Genomic DNA, 18,606 nt, shown 5'->3' on the forward strand with positions numbered 1-18,606 from the left:
GGGGTACATGACACCACTGGAGTATGAACAGAAAACAGCCTAAACTTAGTTGTGTCTATTTTATCGGGGGAAGATTCACGGCGGCTGGGGCTTTCACCAGGGAGGCGCCAGCGATATCTATATGACGGCGGTCGCCTCCGCTGCCCTGCAACAGTTCCCTCAAGTAACCTCAATAGCAACTGCGGTAAACAAAGCATCCGCGTATCTCGTCAACCACCAGAATGAGGACGGCGGTTTCGGGGCGTCCGGGTCGACTGCGTATGAAACTGCCGTCGCTTATTCCGCTCTCGTGGCTGTTTCGAGCAGCTCTCCCGCTCTTTCTGCCGCCATCAACTACCTCACCGTTACCCAGTCCTCGGACGGCTCATGGCAGGAGGACCCCTATTCGACCGCTCTTGCTCTGAAGGCGCTCCATTACTCTGAGAACAAGCCTGCCGCACCGCCCGCACCTCCGGCTGGCGGAGTAATTGTCGGCACCGTTGTGGATGCTGTCACCAACGTTCGCGTCAGTGGGGTGGCTGTCGTCCTTGCCGACAACTCGCTCAACGCCACGACCACGGATTCCGCGGGGAACTTCACCCTTGCCGATGTCCCCTCCGGTTCCCACCTGCTGAATTTCTCAAGGACCGGCTACGCTTCGGTAAGTGCGACCGCCAACGTCGTTGTCAACGCTGTTACCGATCTCGGCAATGTCTCCATGGCTTCCAGCTACTCCACTGGCACCATTGCCGGGAGCATCACCGATGCGACCGGCAAACCGCTTGGCGGCGTCACGGTTTCGGTGACCGGCGCCTGGACCGGTAATGCCGTGACCGGTACGGATGGGAGCTACGTCTTTTCCTTCGTCACCCCGGGGACGGTGACCGTCACTGTAGCCAAACCCGGGCTGACCGCCATGACCGGTTCGGGCACCGTCTACGCCCGGACCACGCTTTACTTCTCGCCGCGCTTGAGCAACTCCCCGCCGCCAGTTACCACCGGCACCATCGTGGGGCGTGTCATCGGCAGTTCTTACTGGGAGGGGCCGATACTTCCTCTGGACGGCGAGCCCGGGGTGAGGATCACGCTCTCCAACGGCACCTACACCGAACCTGATGCCAACGGCTATTTCATCATTCAAGGGATCTCCCCGAACACCTACCAGACCACGGTCGGGAAGGACGGTTACGCCACCAAGATTTTCCGGTTGGTGATTACTCCCGGCAGCACCATCGATCTCGGCACCATTCGGCTGGAGAGCACTGTCTCCGAGATGACCCTCACCGGAAAGGTGACCGACGCCCTCACCGGCGCCCCTATCCCCGGCGCCGAACTGATAGTCTCGGACGGCAACCTTACCGGCCGCAGCGACTTCGCCGGAGTGTATGCCATCGCCGACATCAAGCATCCGAGTACGTTCACGCTCAGGGTTTCCGCTGCCGGTTACGTCGGCAAATCGTTCACTATCGGCTCCTCGGCATGGCTCGAAACCATGGACTTCGCCCTGGTGCCGCTGAACATGAAAGGGAGCATGACCGGTTTCGTCGTCGATGCCGACAGCGGGGTTCCCGTTCCCGGTGCGGTGATCACCTTGTTGGACTCTGCCAGCAGCGCCGTGTCCGACAGCGCCGGAGCCTTCAACCTTTCGTCCGTCTCCGAGGGGGTGCAACGCTTCACCGTAGCCGCCGCAGGATACGTCACCCGCACGGTAACGACTCCCATCGTCGCGGGGGCTGCCAACAACCTCGGCAAGATCCCGCTCTCGGTGAACCAGTTGGGGGCTTCCATCCAGGGGACGGTGTCGGACGCCGTCGCCGGGGCGGCCTTCGCCGGCGCGTCGATCCAGACTTCAGGCGCCGCGGTGCTGCAGACCACGACTGCAAACGACGGGGGATACCGTCTGGACAACGTGGCCCCCGGCGCGATCACCGTCGAGGCGGCTGCACCGACTAAACTAGGCTACTATCCTGCACGTTTCAGCGCCATCCTCGACCCGGGCGGAGTGCTGGTGTTCAACCCGACCCTCACCACGTTGAAGCCCGGCGCCGTCGAACTGTCGGTGCAGACGGATAAGGAGTCCTATCGGAAGGAAGAGCGGGTAGGATTCTCCGTGGTGCTCAAAAACAGCGAAAGCATCAGCCGCAGTACGCAGTTGCGCGTGAGGATGATCGACCCTTCCGGCGCGACCATCTTCGAGGATGGCGCAAGCACCGAACTTGCCGGCGACGGGGTAACGGCATTGGATTTCACCGCTCCGCTTCCGGCCAACGTCCAGGGGGGGCAGTACACCATCTGCGCCGAACTCTTCGACAGCACGGGCGTAAACCTCGGCCTGGTCAGCAAGAACATCGCAGTCGCCACGAGCCGGATAGCAGTAACGCCGATCCTTCCGGCAGCCTTTGCCGTCGGGCAAAACGAGGTGAGCTTCGATCTCGCCAACGCAGGCGAACTCCCGGTGGGAAGCGGTGCCTTGGAAATTACGCTTAAGGACCCGGACGGGACGGCGATCGCCACTAAAACGCTGAGCTTCGCACTCGGGCTGGGGGAGCGCACCACGCTAAAATTCGCGCTGACGATCCCCCCGCTCAAGTTCGGAACCTACAGGCTCAGCTACCGTCAAAGCGACGAGACGGTCGAAGGGCTTGCCAAGGAGATCCCGCTGCCCAACAGTATCGCCATCGCCGCCCTCTACGACAGCAACTCGCACCGGGTCAGGAACAGCGCGGGGCTTACGCTTCTCATAACTAACACGGGGCGCTTCACGATGGCCGGGGAGGGGAGCACCATTCCGGTGTCGGTAGCCATTCCCGATGCGGCATTTGCGGAAACCAAGATGCTTGCCCCCGCGCCCGCCGTCGGCGCCGCCGTGGGGAGCGCTCTTGCCTTCAGTTTCACCATTCCCGAAACCATGACCGCGGCACAGCATCCCACGAGGATCACCGTCACTCTCCCTTCCGGCTCCACCTCAGTGGAGAACGCGACACTCGCCATCCCGGAGTCGTCGCTCGCCATCGCACCGCTTGCGGCCGGCTATAAGGCAGGGGAGGTGATCCATGCCACCATCACCAACGACGGGGGCGTGGATACCACCGCGCAGTGCCGCTTCAGCCTCTACGATGCCAGATCGGTTACGGTCGCAGAACAGCTGACGAGCACGACGCTGTGGGCCGGCGCTTCGCAACCGCTCGACCTTACCGTTCCCGCCGGAGCCACAGACGGCAGTTACCGGCTGGAAATGAACTGCAAGGACCTGAAAAACGGCAAGGATTTGCTGGTGGAACATCCTGCTTCGGTGACGGGTGTCAAGGCTTCCATCAATGTCACGACCGACAAGGATAACTACCTTCTTGCCGAGGCCGTTACCGCACTGGCCGGCATCACCAATAGCGGCACCGATTTCAGCGGTGGCAATCTTCACCTCAAGGTGACCACCGGCTCGGGAGTCCAGCAGACGAAGACCTGGACCACTCAGGCCGATTTCCAAACCGGAATACGCAGCTCCGTCGACACATTCGGCGTGAACGACTGGATCATCCCCGACGACGATTTCAGCGCCGCCAGCATCAACAGGAACCGATGGGCCGCAACCGGAAACGTCTCCGTGCAAAACGGCAGGGCAGTCGTCAACAGCACCGCGGTGCCGTCGCAGTTGCTCAGCCTTTGGCAACTCTCGGGGGACTTCGATATCGAGGTGAAGTTCGATTCCAGTGTGAGTGTAAACGACCAAGGGCCGCGCCTGGCCGTGAGCTGCGGTTCCTGGTCCGCGGCGGTGCAGAACACCGTGGCCTCCGGCTGGAAGGGCGAGCTGCTTTTCGGTACGCAGCAACTCAGAAATTCCACTGGGGCCTACGCGAATTCCGGACGCCTCAGAATCGTCCGTAGCGGCAGTTTAGCGCTTTTGTATTACTGGAACGGGACGACGTGGAGCGAGTTGCTGCGCGGCTCAAACGAGTCGGTGACCCAGCCGGTCCAGGTGGCGCTTTCGGCGTGGAGCAGTGGAAGCGGCACCGGGCCCAGCGCGGCTTTCGACGATTTCAAGGTGAACTCGGGACGCATCAAGACCGAGAACCAGACCGTGGACTCGGTGCGGCTGCTCCCGCTGGATGACAACTTCGATGACGGGGTGCTGAACACCGACCGGTGGCGGGTGTCTGCCGGGGATGTCCCCGTAGAGTCCTCCGGCTCCTTGCACCTGAAAAGTTCCGCAGCAGCTCCAAGCAGTAGTGTCGAACTGCGTCCGACCCTGGCGGGAGACTTTTCGGCAACGCTTGATTACAAAAACTTCCTGGCCACTCCTACGGGAATCCCGAATGCACAGCTGTACCTTTTCGCCAGTATCTCCGGAACTCCATCCGCCTTTTACGTGGTGAGGGGCTCGGGCGAGCCATCCAGGGTGGGTGGGCAGTATATCGTGGGGCTCTCCATCATCAATGGCAATTACTTCATCGGCTTAAACCAGCCATTCACGTCGAACTTCGGCAAGCTGCGCCTTGCCAGGTACGTTACCACCGGGAACGACGACTATTTCGATGGCACCAGCTGGAATACCTGCTTTTCGGATCCCGGGCTGCCTACCGCACCTGCCGTCGTGAGCATCAGCGCAGGGAGTGGCGTGGATAAGCCGTCCCTCGACGTCGATCTGAACAATTTCTATACCAATAAGGGGACCTACGCCGCCAGCGGCAAGCTTTTCCTCAAGCACGACAGCGGCATAAGCGCAAACCATTGGGGGAAGCTGTTGTATTCGGCGCAGACCCCGCAAGGGACCTCGATCACCATCCGTACGCGGACGGCCGAAACCGAGGCGGGATTGAGCAGTGCCATCTGGAGCAGCTACGCCACCGCCAGCGGTGCGCCCGTGACGAGCCCTGCCGCTCGCTGGATCCAGATCGAGGTGAACCTCGCCACGGCATCAACCGAGGTCACGCCGGTTCTGCAGGACCTGACCGTGACCTACGCGACCAATCCGGGGGAGACCGTGTGGGAAGCGGACCTTCCGGTAAACCTTTCGGTTTCGCAGGTGAAGGAATTGACCGGCGCCATAGGTTCCTTGCACCGGATCGGCAAGTTCACCCTGTCGGGGACCCTGTCGTCCAGCACCGGCCAGTTGGTCGCCTCCGCCGAATATCCTTTTTACGTGGAGCAGGGCAACGTCCAGGGCACCCTGGCGACGGACAGGAAAACCTACCGTCCCGGCGAGACCGTGACCTTCACGGGCAAGGTCAGCAACCTCTCCGGTATCGCGACCAGCGGACTTGCCATCGTGGTTAAGGGGGCTGGTGGAGAAACCCTGTTCCAGGACAACTACAGCCTCGCCGCCAACAGCACCCGGACCTTCAGCTTTACGATGACCGCCGGCGCCCCCGGCAACTACAACTACTCAGGAAACGTGACCCAGGGGGGCGTGGTACTCTCGGACCTCGCCGGAACGTTTGAGGTGGCCGGTCCCGAGATGAATGCCGATCTGCTGGTGCCTGAAAAAGTCGGCGATGCTCCCTTCGTCGTCTCTCTTTCCCTGTTCAATACGGGCAAGGTTGCCGCTGTCGCCACGGTCCGCTTCTCGGACGACTCCGGCGGTGCCATCGACGAACAGGCGGTCAGTGTGCCCGCCGGTGAAAGCAGGGTGCTGCAGTATCAGCGGCAGACCGCGGTATCGACGACCTACACTGCTTCACTGACTGGCGACCTGACCGCGACCATTGCCAAGAAGGCGCAGTACGTTCCAGCCGTGGCCGGCAACGCCGTCGGCGGCACGATCGTGGCGGACCGCGTGCGGTATTATCCGAACACCGCGGTGGTGCTGATCTCCACCGTCAGCGCCTCGGCTGCCAGGGAAAATCTCACCACGGTGGTCAGCGTGACTAACGGCAAGGGGCAGGGGCTCTACACCGCCGTCCAAAGCATACCTGTGCTGAACGCGGGACAGACCCTCTCCGGCAAAAGCTACTGGAACACGGGGAGCGCCCCCGCCGGAACCTACAAGATCTCTCTCCAGGTCCTCGACGCGGGCTCTGTGATCGCGACGGCCGGCTGCGACCTCGTCATCGAGACCCCGACTAAACCCAGCGTGCTCCTGCGAGCGGCCTTGTCGATAGACCGGCAGAGCGTGCTTTCCGGCCAAGCAGTGAACCTCTCCTACGACGTTGCCAACATCGGCAACGTGGACCTGGCAGACGTACCGATCGCCGTCCGGGTCGTGGATTTAGCGGAACAAAAGATCTATGACACGATAAGCGGTCAGATCAGCCTGACTGTCGGGGCATCCGCAGCCGGCAGCGGCCGGGTCGACACGCTGAATTACGGCGCCAAGGACTACCTCGTCATCCTCTCGGCGACCATCGGTGGCGTCGAAGAGACCTTGGCCGGTTCCTATTTCCGCGTCGAGGGTGCGCCGTCGACACCGGCGCTCTCCTCTCCGCCGGTGGGGTCCGACGTGGAGACTCTTACGCCGGTGCTCGCGGTGAGTAATGCGGCCGATCCCAACAATGACCGGCTCAGCTACGCTTTCGAGGTCTACTCCGATCGTGCCATGACCACCTTGGTGGCCTCGGCAACGGTGCCGGAAATGACCGGCACCACTTCGTGGACCGTGCCCGAGCCGCTGGTGGAGAACGTCACCTATTTCTGGCGCGCGCGGGCCTATGACGGGCGCCTGTACGGCATTTGGATGGATATCGCGTCCTTCAGGGTCAATACCGCCAATGATCCTCCCTCGGCGCCGACCGTCTCCGGTCCGGTTGACGGAGGGAATGTCGCGGTGCTGACCCCGACTCTTGCCGTGACCAACGCAAGCGATCCGGACAGTGCCGACTTGACCTACAACTTCGACCTGTCGCTCGACCCGCAATTCACGCAGATCGTGGCGTCGGTGAAAGGGATACCGGCAGGGGACGGGACTACGTCGTGGGATATTCCGGTAAGCCTTTCAGAAAACACCACCTATTACTGGCGGGCGCAGGCCGACGACTGGTTTATCGAAGGACCATGGTCGGCCACCGCCGCCTTCTTCGTGAACACGGCCAACGATGCGCCCTCGGCGCCTGCGGTGGCGGCACCGGGCAACGGTGCCACCGTGGCAACGCTTGACACCGATATAGTGATCCAAAACAGTATCGATCCGGATTCCGCCGCTCTTTCCTACTACTTCGAGGCCGACACCAGGGCAACCTTCGATTCGCCGGATCTCATCCGCTCCGGCGCGGTAGCCGAGGGGACAGGAGGAACCACGTGGCACGTCTCGGGGCTGAAGGACAACTCGCGCTACTTCGTCCGTGTCAAGGCGAGCGACGGCGCCGCTGAAAGTGCGTGGTCGGCCGTTTCGCAGTTCGCGGTCAACACGGTGAACGATGCGCCGACCACCCCGGTTCTTGCCAACCCGTCCGACGGGTCGGGAGTGGCGGTATTCAGTCCGGCCTTGTCGGTGCACAACGCGACCGACCTCGACGGCGACCGTTTGTCGTACCAGTTTGCGGTCTACGCGGATGCCGCCATGACGCAGTTCGTCACCGGCGCGGATGCCGTTGCGGAAACGCCGGAGGTAACGTCGTGGCAGATACCGCAACTGCTCACCGAGAACACGACCTACTACTGGCATGCCCGTGCCTTCGACGGTGTCTCGTACAGCGCGTGGATGCCGGCGGCGGCATTCACGGTGAACACGGCCAACGATGCTCCATCCGCTCCCAAGCCGTACCTCCCTGCGGATAACAGCAGTGTGGAAACCACAACTCCTGTTCTTCAGGTGGTGAACGCCTCCGACCCGGACAGCGGCGCCCTGAGCTATGACTTCGAGATCTATTCCGGCACCTCGCTGGTAGCAAGCGGAACCGGGGTTCCGGGCAGTAGCTCGGGTGTGACCGGGTGGGCTCCGACTGTTGCGCTGGCCGACAACTCCGTTTATCTATGGCGGGCGCGCGCCTTCGACGGCGAAAGCTACGGGCCGTGGACGGCTCTTGCCTCCTTCACGGTGCACGTGCCGACGACCAGCATCAACGCCGCGATCAATTTCGATCCCAACACCCTGAACCGCCAGAGCGGCGGCACCTGGGTGGTGGTGTACATCGAGCTTCCTTCCGGTTACCGCGCGAGCGATATCGACATCTCCTCGGTCAGGCTGGAAGGAAGCGTGCCCGCGGAGGTGCGCCCCTATAGCATCGGGGACTACGACAAGGACGGACGCAGCGACTTGATGGTGAAGTTCAGGCGCAACGATGCGATAAGCCTCCTCCCGGTAGGTGACAAGGTGCCGGTGCATGTCTCCGGTAAAGTCGGCGGGGTGACCTTCGAGGGGGTGGATGTGATCAGGGTGATCAAGTGATGCGGGCTCGCAACAACAGAGGTCGTGTGATAGATGAGGCACATTTGAGCCATTAAGGATCGGGAAGGGACCATACCACCCGAAGCGACTACATCCGGGCGAGAAAAGGCAGGCCAAGCCGCTTTCGATGATGAGGGCGGCTAGTTCGGCGACGGATAGAGAGTGCTTTTCCGTACCGCATATACACCAAAAAAGAAACCTCCCGGTTTGAGCGTCATGGCGGCGAGCCGCCAGAGAGGCTTGGGAGGAGTTGTTAGCTGGTATATATACGATCTTCTCGACACAAGAGTGAAGTATCCGATCGGGGTAGAAATGGGCTGCTCAATCGGTCAAGCCGGTCAGCACATCTTACCGGTCATATCGCGATTGCCTCCTTGTCGATCTCGTCCTTCTTCTCTTCCGGAATTTCGGTATCCAGAACGACATCGACCGGAACCTTGATGAGCTTCTTGACCTCCGCCGCGATTTTCACCAGCTCCATCAACCCCGTTTTCCCCTTGATCGGCGACACCAGCAGATCGAGGTCACTTCTGTTGGTATCCTCACCGCGTGCGGTCGAGCCGAAGACCCTGACGTTGGTGACATGATGTGCCAGGGCGATGGCCTTGATCTGCTCCCGGTAAATGGCTACCTGCTCACTTGGCCGGGGGCGGGGGGGGCGCTTAGACCTAGTGGGGCTGAGGGGAGGGGTATCCCCTTTGAAGCCGCTTCCATTCTGGGCTCCCTGTGCGGCCTGTCTGATCAGGTGTCGGACAAAGGAAGACAGTGTGGTTTCCACACCTGTTCGGCGACTAAAATCCGCGGCAAGCTGCTCGGCCAGTTCCTTTTCTTCGGGTTCTATGACGATGTTCAGGCGTGCGGTTTTCACCTTGCTCCACCTCCTTATTTTATGTACATAATATACACATAAATGCGAGAGGAGGGCAAGGATGGTTGGCCCAATGCCGGGGCCGGATCAGCGGGTGTTTCCTGATTTTCTTTTTCGGAACTGACAGCTGAGGTAGCAACATGCGGCGCCGCCAGGCTTCTCCTGCATTTTCCTGTTCTTCCCTACATCTTTGACGTTCAGCTTACCTCGGCCTTTGCCGTCGCTCCCCTTCCCCTGCAGGACGAGGTGATTTTGGCCATTAGTATAGGTCCTCCTTGTTTGCTGAAGGATTAAAGGTGAAGCCCTTTATCTCCGGTGTCTCCTTCTCCGGAGCGGCCGTCGCGGGCTTCGCGGTTTTGCTTGCGTCGCCTGTGCTGCCGCGTTCATTAGCAGGTTGTTCCATGGGGCGGCCAGGCGGAGTCCGGATCAGGCTCTTCGTGTAGTTCCAAAAAGCAGCATAGCCGAAGGCCACTTTCCCCTCTTCGTACAGGATTCCCCAGATACTCTTGATAGACCACCCATCGCCGAGTGCCTGTATGATTTCTTGGCGTAGGGCCAGGAAGATGGCCCGGTTTTGATTTCTATTGGAGGCGAGGGGCTTTTTGCCGACAGCCTTGGCCGCTAATCGATCGGAGATGGTTTTGTTCATGGTGTCGGACCGAGATTTTCCGCGATTGGAAGGTTACTTATTCCATATTCTGTGTATCGAGCGATATTTTTCGAAATCGTACCATATTATTGGAAGATTTTTATTTATCAGCTCAAATTCTTGGAAAATCAGGGTAAAATTGCGACGTGGTCGAAAGTCGTATTGAGGAAATCGCCGCTCGGAGCAGGGCAGGATAGGTGAAGGTGGCCACCCGGCAAGCCGGTCATCCCCCTTCACCATCCCTTATTCGCGCTGCGCGCTCAACGGGTATCCTGCTCTGCGAGGCGGACGGCTACCGCCGTCCAAGAGGTCGACATGACGCAAGAGAAGAGACCAACACGTAAAAAGCGGCTGCGCGTTCCCGTGCTGCCGGACGAAGAAGCCGCCATCAAGAAGATGGCGGCCTCCACCGGCCTTCCCGTCGCCGTCTTCCTGCGGAACGTAGGCTTGGGCTACCAGGTCGGTAGCATTCTGGACCACAAGGCGGTTGAAGAACTGGTACGCATCAACGGCGATTTAGGCCGTTTAGGGGGCCTTCTGAAGCTTTGGCTGGCCGACGACCCGCGCGCCGCGCAATACGGGGAGAGGCTTATTCGAGCCGTCCTCTCCAAGATAGAAGACACCCGCGATCAGATGCACGGGATCATGCAGACCGTGGTCAGGCACAGGCCCGGTCGATGATTTTTAACGGCTAAAATATGAGACCGTCGTGATAGCCAAAAAAGTGCCCATGAGGTCCATCCGCAAGAGCGATTTTGGTGCCTTGGTGGAGTATCTCACCGACCGGCAGGGCAAACATGAGCGTATCGGAAATGTGTGGGCAACCAATTGCCAGTCGGAAGGCTGGCAAGTCGCGATCACAGAAGTTCTAAACACACAAGCACAAAACACCAGATCGAAAGCCGACAAAACCTATCACGTCATCGTGAGCTTCCGGGCCGATGAACAGCCCGATGGGGCAACCCTCAAGTCCATTGAGGGTCGTATCTGCGAGGGTTTGGGCTACGACAACCATCAGCGTATCTGTGTCGTGCACCACGACACGGACAACCTGCATTTTCATATCGCCATCAACAAGATTCACCCGACCCGCTACACGATTCGTGATCCCTATAACGACCACTGGACGTTGGGAATCCTCTGCACGAGGTTGGAACAGGAGTACCACCTCCAAGGCGACAACCATCAGGTCGGGAAAACGGGGAGCCAAGACCGCGCTGCCGACATGGAGCGGCAGGCCGGGGTGCAAAGCCTCTTAGGCTGGATCCAGCGCGAATGTGCCGAGCAATTGAAGAGTGCACGAAGCTGGGGGGAACTGCATACGATGCTGGGCTGCAATGGCCTCGAACTCAGGGAAAAGGGTAACGGCCTCGTCATCACTAACGGGGCTGGCATCGGCGTTAAAGCCAGTTCCGTGGCGAAGGAACTGTCGAAAACGAGCCTCGTACGTCGCCTGGGGAATTTCCAGCCGGCAGACGTTACGAAAATACGGCACGGTCGGCAGTATGAGGCACGGCCGGTGCGCTTTCGCGTCGACACAACAAAGTTATTCCGCAGATACACTTCCGATATGGAAGCAGCAGCTACGGCCTGTAAAACAGAAGGGGCCGCTGCAACGGAGCGCAGAAACCTGCACATCGAATCGGCCAGGAAAATTGCGCAGCATAAACGGGACGCAGTAAAGATCATCAACTGTTCCAGGATGAGCAAGAAAGTGCTGTACGGCGCAATCAACAGAACGCTGAGGAACGCGAGATTCAAAAGATTAAAAGGCGATGCCTCGCAGAACGGGTGGCCATCAAGGGCAAATATAAGCGCACTGCATGGGCCGACTGGCTGAGAGCGAAGGCCGTCGAAGGAGACCCTGAGGCGCTGGCCGCTTTGCGCGCCCGCGAGGCGGCAACCAGTCTGAAGGGGGACACCATAACCGGCAAGGGCGGCCGTAAACATGCGCCGCTAACGGCAGAACTGGACTGCATCACCAAGAAGGGGACGATCATCTATCACGTCGGCTCGACTGCGGTGCGCGACGACGGGGATAGGCTCCAGGTTTCACGGGGGGCAAACATGGAGGGACTGCAAGGCGCTCTACTCTTGGCGTCAGAACACTATGGCAGTTGCATCGCCGTCAACGGAACTGAGGCCTTCAAGGAACAGGTTGCCCGGGCGGCGGTGGTCGGCAGATTGTCCATTACCTTTGACGATGCAGCTTTGGAGCGCCGCCGTCAGGAACTGCTGGGATCAGGAGTCCTCAACGCGGAGGAGGCCAGTGGGCACGGCAAACGACCGGGAGCACGAACCGCCGGCGAAAGGCCAGGAGTCGACGCAGGAGATGATATCTGCGGCAGTGGCGGCCATGGATGCACCGCTGCAGCAATCCATCCAAGGGGAACCATCCGAGGAACAACAGCCGAGGGAGGCGTTGCCCGTTACGATAAGCCCTATGTTGGAGGCGTTGGACGAAAGCCGCCGCCCCAAAGCCAGAAACGTCTGCGAGAGCTGTCCGAACTTGGTGTGGTTCAACTCGCCAGCGGAGATCAAATGCTACTGCCGCACGATGTTGCTAATCGTTTAGGGCGAGAAGGAACCAAACCGGATCACGGCGTACGACGGAGTGTTCCTGGGCCAGGTGAGATGACGGTAGGCCAAGCCGCCGCGGAGAAGTATGTCGCCGAACGTGAGGCCATGCGACTGAAAGCCTCAGGTGTGCCTAAACACCGGCTTTACGACCAAGAGGGGCGGACCACCGCCGCCTACGCGGGAATCCGCCAGGTGGAAGGGGAAACCCTGGTTCTTCTGAAACGAGACGAGGAGATCTTGGTCCTGCGAGTCGCCGCCAGCGTCGCCGAGCGGCTCAAGCGTGTGGCGATCGGCGAAACCGTCACCGCTACGGCCAAGGGGCGTGTCGCTAGAACCAAAGCGCGGAAGATATAAAAGACAGGTTCAACAACCCGCGGGACCGCAGTTGCAGGGACGGGCCAAAGGGCCCAAGATCCGCAGGATAATCACGGTGCCGCGGTCTTCTCGTCGCGGCCCTGCAGACTGCCAGCAGGTTCTCCGCACAGCATTCCGATGCCAGCCCGCGCTGGGCGGGAGCATCCGCGAGGCACCGTGACGGTTGGCCTCGGGCTGCTCGTCGTGGTCTATCCGCCGACGCTGCTCATCCGGCCCAATAGCGTGGGTGCTATTCTGGACCGCCAGAAGAGCGGATGCCGCCCCCTCGCTAAAACCGTCAGGGCTTAAAGCCCCGCATTCCGCTTCCCCTTCTGCGGGAGAACGCCTCCGCAACCGCTCATCATCAAGCCATGCACCCTTCAATAGGACCGGAAACCAGAGCAGCCCAACAAAGGGGGGCAAGCCGTTGGAGCGGAGCCCTTCGCGGCAAACAGTGGTCATACTGAGAGGGGTCGAACGTCCGATCTTCTGCCAAAGCAGATGTATTACTTAATGGGTGGTGTTAATAATTTCTAAAGTTTGATGCAGCCGTGTCCGATATCAAATATATTGCCTATCAACGCCACCAGCCGCCCGATGAAGCCGGCCTCACGTCAGGGGTTGATTCCAGCATTAGGAGGCTTCTATGGACATGGATAAAGTGATCCGGCGCAAGCAACTCCTTGAGATGATAGGGGTAAGCGCCGCAACCCAATATCGTATGGAAAGGGCAGGGCTGTTCCCCCGGAGGTTTAGGCTCGGCAAGGGCCTGGTAGGGTGGCACCTGACCGAAATCGAGGAGTGGCTAAGGAGTCGCGAGCCGGTGTCGATTCACTGTCCGGATGCCACGGATAAAGGCAGCATTGTGGGAGTGGTGCCGCAGGTTGAAGTGCTGGGGCACCGCCCGGGGAGAGGGCGGAAGGACCCTTGATTAGTCTGCTAAGATACGTTTTAGTTCCTCTTCCCACAGCAGCATCGCCGCCTTCTTCTCCTTGGCGTACTGATGCAGGTTGTAAACCTTCACCACTCCCTGCTTCTTGTGGTTGAGAATCGCCTCTGCGTGCTCCTCCGGGATTCCTATCCGGGCCATTACGGTACGGGCGGTGCGCCTCAGGTCATGAGGGGTCCATTGTGGGAGGTTGAAGTACTTCCTACTCGCCACGTGCTGGGACAGGGTTTGCCTCACAATCGGGCACGGTTCCCCGGCATCTCCGGTTCTGTACGAGGGGAAGATGTACCCCTCGCTGTCCCCGATCAACTCCAATGCCAGGGGAGCAAGATAGACCCGGTGTGCTTCCTCGTTCTTGGTGTCCGCGCTCCCCAGCGTCCACCAATTCCCCTCGATCTGGCTGCGGTGCATGCTGGCCACCTCCCCAGGCCGCTGAGCGGTCACCAGCACCAGCTTGATCGCAGCCTTGGTCCTCTCGTCCCCTGTGCCTTCGTCTAATGACTTCCACACCTGCTTTAGTTCACTGTCGGACAGGATGCGTTTCTTGACGACCGGCTTCAGGGACGGAATCACCTTGCTGAGTTTCAGCATCGGGTTCGCCTCCAGATGCTCTCGGTGGATGGCGTACTCGAAAACTCCTCTGGCCACCTTATGTACGTTTTTGGCCTGCCCCGGTGCACGTGTCGCTACGTGCTCCAGGAGGGCAATGGCATCGCGTCTTCTTATTTCGGTTATGGGCCGGTCCTTCCAGGTGGGGAGGACATCGTTCTCCAGCGACATCTTGACCGTCTTAAACCAGGCCTTGGCATGGTTTGCCTCAGACCACTTGATGTACTGTTCGGCGAAATCTCCGAAAGTGGCGATGACAGGCTCTTCTGCCTCTTGGGGGAGAGGGACGTAGGCGGGGTCTTCACCCATCTGCACCTTGTTGTAGGCCTCGTTGTACTTGACCCTCGCCTCCGCCAGGGATACGTACGGGTATTGGCCCAGGTAGAGGTTCTTCTTCTTCCCCTGGAAAAGGTATATGTAAAGGAAGCTCTTGGTTCCCGACGGCAGCACCTGCAGGCAAAAGCCCCTTTTTTCACGAATGACCTGTTTCTTCTCCTCCGGCTTGATGCTTTGGAGATACTTGTCAGTAAATTGTTTCTTCATCATAACTCTCCGGGGAGGTGCAGCTCCCTGTTTCATGCTTGCATCCTTTGCATCCTTTTTGCATCCTTTTGGGGGCTGGCAAGGGGTGATGTGGAATGAAGCGTGTTGATGAGTTTTTAACAGTAAAACTGCGCAAAGTCAAGTGCTTACATCTTGGTAGTGATGCAGGGTGAGCCGCATTGATGCAGCGTGAAATGGTGAAAAACCAGACTTAGGATCTGGCACCGCAAGGTATAGGGGTTCAAGTCCCCTCTCTCGCACCAGTACTTCGATGAAGCCTCTATCTAGATTACAGATAGAGGCTTTTTCTATTCTGTGTATCTCCTGCTGGCAAAATCAAATCCCCCCTGTCCCCCCTTTCACAAGGGGGGGACGCACTGCCTTTTCCGTCCTTTTAATAAACATTTCTCTTGCGTTGTCTGTTCCCTTCTCCTTATTTGCATGCATGTCCGAAAATAGCCGGTTTTTTGGGTGAGGATGTTGTATCTTGCTAAAAAAGAGGTGGGAGCATGTCGAGGGACGAAGAACGGATATGGTACGCGGCACTGAAGGCGAAGGACGCCCGCTTCGACGGGCACTTTTTCGTGGGGGTCTCCTCTACGGGAATCTACTGCCGGCCGATATGCCGGGCAAAACTCCCCAAACCCGAAAACTGCACCTTCTACACCACGGCTGCTGCGGCGGAACAGGCCGGCTTCCGGCCCTGCCTTCTGTGCCGGCCGGAACGCGCCCCGGGAACCGCGCCGGTCGATGCCGGCATGGCGCTGGTGCAGCGGGCCAAGGTCCTGCTGGAAGAAAACTGCGGCAGCGGGCTGAGCATCGAACAAATCGCCGACCATCTCGGCTGCACGGACCGCCACATGCGCCGCGTATTTTCCGCTACCTACCACGTCACCCCTGTCCAATATCTGCAGACCTGCCGTCTGCTGCTCGCGAAAAGCCTCCTCACCGACACCGACCTCTCCGTGATCGACGTGGCGATGGCGGCCGGATTCGGCAGCTTGCGGCGCTTCAATGACCTCTTTAAGAGTAAGTACCGTCTGGCGCCTACCGCCCTGCGCCGGCAGTCGCCCCGCACGCAAAGCCGGGACAACGCCATCGTCCTGGCCCTGGGGTATCGCCCCCCTTACCAGTGGCGGCAGATGCTGGACTTTCTCGCCCAGCGCGCCATTCCCGGCGTGGAGGCGGTAACAGACGGCGCATACCTGCGCACCGTAGATCTCGTCAGCGCAGAGAAGGGACATGTATATGGCTGGGTGCGGGTGGGGCACCGGCCGGAACATAACGTGCTGACGGTGACGGTGGACCCCGCTCTCCTGCCGGTACTGACCCAAGTGCTGAACCGGATCCGGCACCTCTTCGATCTGTTCTGCGATCCGCATGCGGTGTTTGAAGTGCTTGCCGGTATGAACGCCATCCGCCCCGGCCTTTGTACCCTGGGGACCCGCCTGCCCGGTTGTTTCGATCCGTTCGAGATGGCGGTGCGGGCCGTGCTGGGGCAGCAGATTACCGTGAAGGCGGCGCGGACTCTGGCCGCACGGCTCGTGGCAGCCCATGGCACTCCCGTTGCGACCGGCATCGAGGGGCTCACCCACGCCTTCCCGTCACCCGAGCAGATCATTGCTTTGGACGGTCCCGTCGACGGGCACCTCGGTCCACTCGGCATCACCGGGGCCCGGGCGCGCACCATCCTGGAGCTGGCCCGGGCATTGGTGCGGGAAGGGATACGTCTCAACTTCGCAGCCGAACCGGAAAGGGAGCTGAAGCAGTTGCTGGACGTCCCGGGCATCGGACCGTGGACGGCGCAGTACATCGCCATGCGGGCCATCGGGTGGCCCGATGCCTTTCCCGATACCGATTTCGGGGTCAAAAAGGCGCTGGCGCCGCGCACGGCAAAGGAAATATCGGCCTTGGCCGCAACCTGGCGCCCCTGGCGCAGTTACGCAACGGTCAATTTATGGAACTCACTGTGAACGCACCGGCCCGGTGCACGAGGTAGCTATGATGTACTCGACACATCACTGGTCCCCCCTGGGGATGATCATGCTGGCAAGCGACGGGGAGAGCCTGGTCGGTTTATGGCTGGAGGGACAGAAGTATTTCGCGGCGACGGTGCCGGAAGAGACGGAGGAGAGACCGGACCTGCCGGCGCTTGTTGCGGCGCGGCAGTGGCTGGACCGGTACTTCAGGGGGGAGCGCCCCGCCATTGCCGATCTTCCCCTGGCACCCAAGGGCGGGGCGTTCCGCAGGGCGGTCTGGGACATCCTGTGTGAGATCCCGTACGGAAAAGTCATCACCTATGGCGACATCGCGAAAAGGATGGCGGCGCAGACCGGCAAGGCGAGCATGTCCGCGCAGGCCGTCGGCGGGGCCGTGGGCCACAACCCGATCTCCATCGTGATCCCCTGTCACCGCGTGGTGGGGACCAATGGCAGCCTGACCGGTTATGCGGGAGGCGTCGACAAAAAGATAAAACTACTGGAGCACGAGGGCGTCGACCTGTCGCGGTTGTGGATGCCCGGGCAGGGGACGCCTCTTTGAGAAGAGGCTGGCTGTAGCAGGGGAGGCGGTTGCCTCAGTACTCGCCGGCCATGGCCAGGGCCCGTTCCACCTTGACGGAGAGGGTGGCTTCGCGCAGCGGCTTGGGGATGAAGTCGAAGAAGCCGCGGCGCAGGGCGGTGGCTTCTTCGTCCACGGTGGCGGTGGAGGTGATCAGTATCACCGGGACGTGGGCGGTGTCGGGAAAGGTGCGCAGGCTCTCCAGGACGGCGTAGCCGTTGAGCTTGGGCATCTCCTTGTCGGTGATCACCAGGTCGAAGCGGTTGGACATGATCTCCTTGAAGGCCTCCATGCCGTCGCCGGCACAGACGACGTGGTACCCCTTGCGCCTCAGCGAGCCACTGATGAACTGGCTCACCGCCTGGTCGTCGTCCACGATCAGCACGCTTTTCTTGTCGGAGGCCGCCGCCGGAGCCGACTTGAGGTAGTGCACCTTGATGGCGAGCATGATCTCGCGCCGGGGGGCGACGTAAGGCACTATGCCCACTTTGTGCTCTTCGGCTATGGCGCGCAGCACCTCCGAAAGGGTCGGATCGCTGACGGCGACAGCAAGTTTCCCCTCCTGCCGCTTCAGCGGGAAGATCAGGTTGGCCATGGCCGTCTTGGCCGGGATCAGCCTGAGCAGGTCGTCGGCATACCGGTAACGGTGAAAGTCCCCCAGGAACTTCAGGTTGTGCTGCTGCGCCAGCGCCTGGGCCAGCTCGTCCGGCGTCACCAGCTCCAATTCCTCGAGCACGGTGCCGAACCGCTTTCCTTTCTTGCGCGCATAGGCGACCACTCGTTCCACGGTTACCGCGGAAAGGATGCCCCTCTCAACGAAGATCTCCCCGAGCTTTTTCCTGGTGCTGTGCTCCTTTGGCTGCGCCGCCTGCCGTGCAAACTCCACAAAGCCCCCTTTGGCCAGCGCCGACCCCCGCGTCTGGACGCAAAAAAGCCGGGGCTGAATATCGTCTGATATTTCGGCAACCCGGCTGTCTCGTGGAGACCCTTTAGGCTTTCCGCCCCATCCTCGCGAATGGTTTAGTATTGTCGTGTATCGGCAGATTTTTTCATCTGATTACACTCATAAGCCCGCTTCTGTCAAGGTCAATTACAAACAGCGCAGCAGGCATCGGTGCAGCCATTACAGAAAAGGCGGCGCTGCCTTTCCCTTTGCCCTCCTAAAGAGCTGAGACTGCGTCATTGTGTTCCCCAGCGGC

11 protein-coding genes and 1 riboswitch are annotated in these 18,606 nt (G+C 60.2%); of the genes, 7 read left to right on the forward strand and 4 right to left on the reverse strand.

Features of this window, described 5'->3' with window-relative positions:
• Nucleotides 1–49 precede the first annotated feature (49 nt).
• A complete protein-coding gene (locus JFN91_RS19445) occupies nucleotides 50–8,296 on the forward strand; it encodes a carboxypeptidase regulatory-like domain-containing protein (RefSeq protein ID WP_199390808.1) in 8,247 nt (2,748 codons plus the stop codon).
• A gap of 355 nt (nucleotides 8,297–8,651) precedes the next feature.
• On the opposite strand, the gene JFN91_RS22335 is transcribed toward JFN91_RS19445, so the two are convergent.
• The gene (locus JFN91_RS22335) at nucleotides 8,652–9,164 is read right to left on the reverse strand and encodes a nucleotidyltransferase domain-containing protein (RefSeq protein WP_199390809.1); all 513 of its coding nucleotides are present in this window, start codon (nucleotides 9,162–9,164) and stop codon (nucleotides 8,652–8,654) included.
• 259 nt (nucleotides 9,165–9,423) lie between these two features.
• Nucleotides 9,424–9,813 carry a TraK family protein gene (locus JFN91_RS19455; RefSeq protein ID WP_199390810.1) on the reverse strand — a complete coding sequence of 130 codons (390 nt, stop codon included), beginning with the start codon at nucleotides 9,811–9,813 and terminating at the stop codon, nucleotides 9,424–9,426.
• A gap of 315 nt (nucleotides 9,814–10,128) precedes the next feature.
• Here JFN91_RS19455 and traJ point away from each other — a divergent pair, with 315 nt between their 5' ends.
• The 4 genes from traJ to JFN91_RS19470 all read left to right on the forward strand — a co-directional run bounded on the left by traJ (nucleotide 10,129) and on the right by JFN91_RS19470 (nucleotide 13,678).
• A complete protein-coding gene (traJ, locus tag JFN91_RS19460) occupies nucleotides 10,129–10,494 on the forward strand; it encodes a conjugal transfer transcriptional regulator TraJ (RefSeq protein ID WP_199390811.1) in 366 nt (121 codons plus the stop codon).
• A gap of 28 nt (nucleotides 10,495–10,522) precedes the next feature.
• Nucleotides 10,523–11,653 (forward strand): TraI/MobA(P) family conjugative relaxase, encoded by a 1,131-nt coding sequence (gene traI / locus JFN91_RS22130; protein ID WP_328747654.1) that lies wholly within the window; start codon nucleotides 10,523–10,525, stop codon nucleotides 11,651–11,653.
• Nucleotides 11,605–12,747, forward strand: coding sequence for an LPD7 domain-containing protein (locus JFN91_RS22135; RefSeq protein WP_328747656.1), 1,143 nt, complete (start codon nucleotides 11,605–11,607; stop codon nucleotides 12,745–12,747). The genes traI and JFN91_RS22135 overlap by 49 nt, the downstream gene beginning before the upstream one ends.
• A 646-nt stretch (nucleotides 12,748–13,393) precedes the next feature.
• Nucleotides 13,394–13,678, forward strand: coding sequence for a helix-turn-helix transcriptional regulator (locus tag JFN91_RS19470; protein ID WP_199390812.1), 285 nt, complete (start codon nucleotides 13,394–13,396; stop codon nucleotides 13,676–13,678).
• Here JFN91_RS19470 and JFN91_RS19475 read toward each other — a convergent pair whose 3' ends face one another.
• Complete coding sequence (locus JFN91_RS19475; RefSeq protein WP_199390813.1) at nucleotides 13,679–14,884, reverse strand: tyrosine-type recombinase/integrase; 1,206 nt, start codon at nucleotides 14,882–14,884, stop codon at nucleotides 13,679–13,681.
• Between the two features lie 473 nt (nucleotides 14,885–15,357).
• On the opposite strand from JFN91_RS19475, the gene JFN91_RS19480 reads away from it, so the two are divergent.
• Together JFN91_RS19480 and JFN91_RS19485 are read left to right on the forward strand one after the other, a co-directional pair.
• The gene (locus tag JFN91_RS19480) at nucleotides 15,358–16,821 is read left to right on the forward strand and encodes an AlkA N-terminal domain-containing protein (protein ID WP_199390814.1); all 1,464 of its coding nucleotides are present in this window, start codon (nucleotides 15,358–15,360) and stop codon (nucleotides 16,819–16,821) included.
• A 28-nt stretch (nucleotides 16,822–16,849) separates the two neighbouring features.
• A complete protein-coding gene (locus JFN91_RS19485; protein WP_199390815.1) occupies nucleotides 16,850–17,389 on the forward strand; it encodes a methylated-DNA--[protein]-cysteine S-methyltransferase in 540 nt (179 codons plus the stop codon).
• Between the two features lie 34 nt (nucleotides 17,390–17,423).
• Here the strand turns inward: JFN91_RS19485 and JFN91_RS19490 are convergent, their stop codons facing one another.
• Entirely contained in the window at nucleotides 17,424–18,293 is an 870-nt protein-coding gene (locus JFN91_RS19490; protein ID WP_199390816.1) for a response regulator, read from the reverse strand.
• A 72-nt stretch (nucleotides 18,294–18,365) separates the two neighbouring features.
• Nucleotides 18,366–18,442, reverse strand: a riboswitch (cyclic di-GMP riboswitch).
• Nucleotides 18,443–18,606 lie beyond the last annotated feature (164 nt).

Source organism: Geomonas anaerohicana (genome assembly GCF_016458305.1).
GTDB classification, from domain to species: domain Bacteria; phylum Desulfobacterota; class Desulfuromonadia; order Geobacterales; family Geobacteraceae; genus Geomonas; species Geomonas anaerohicana.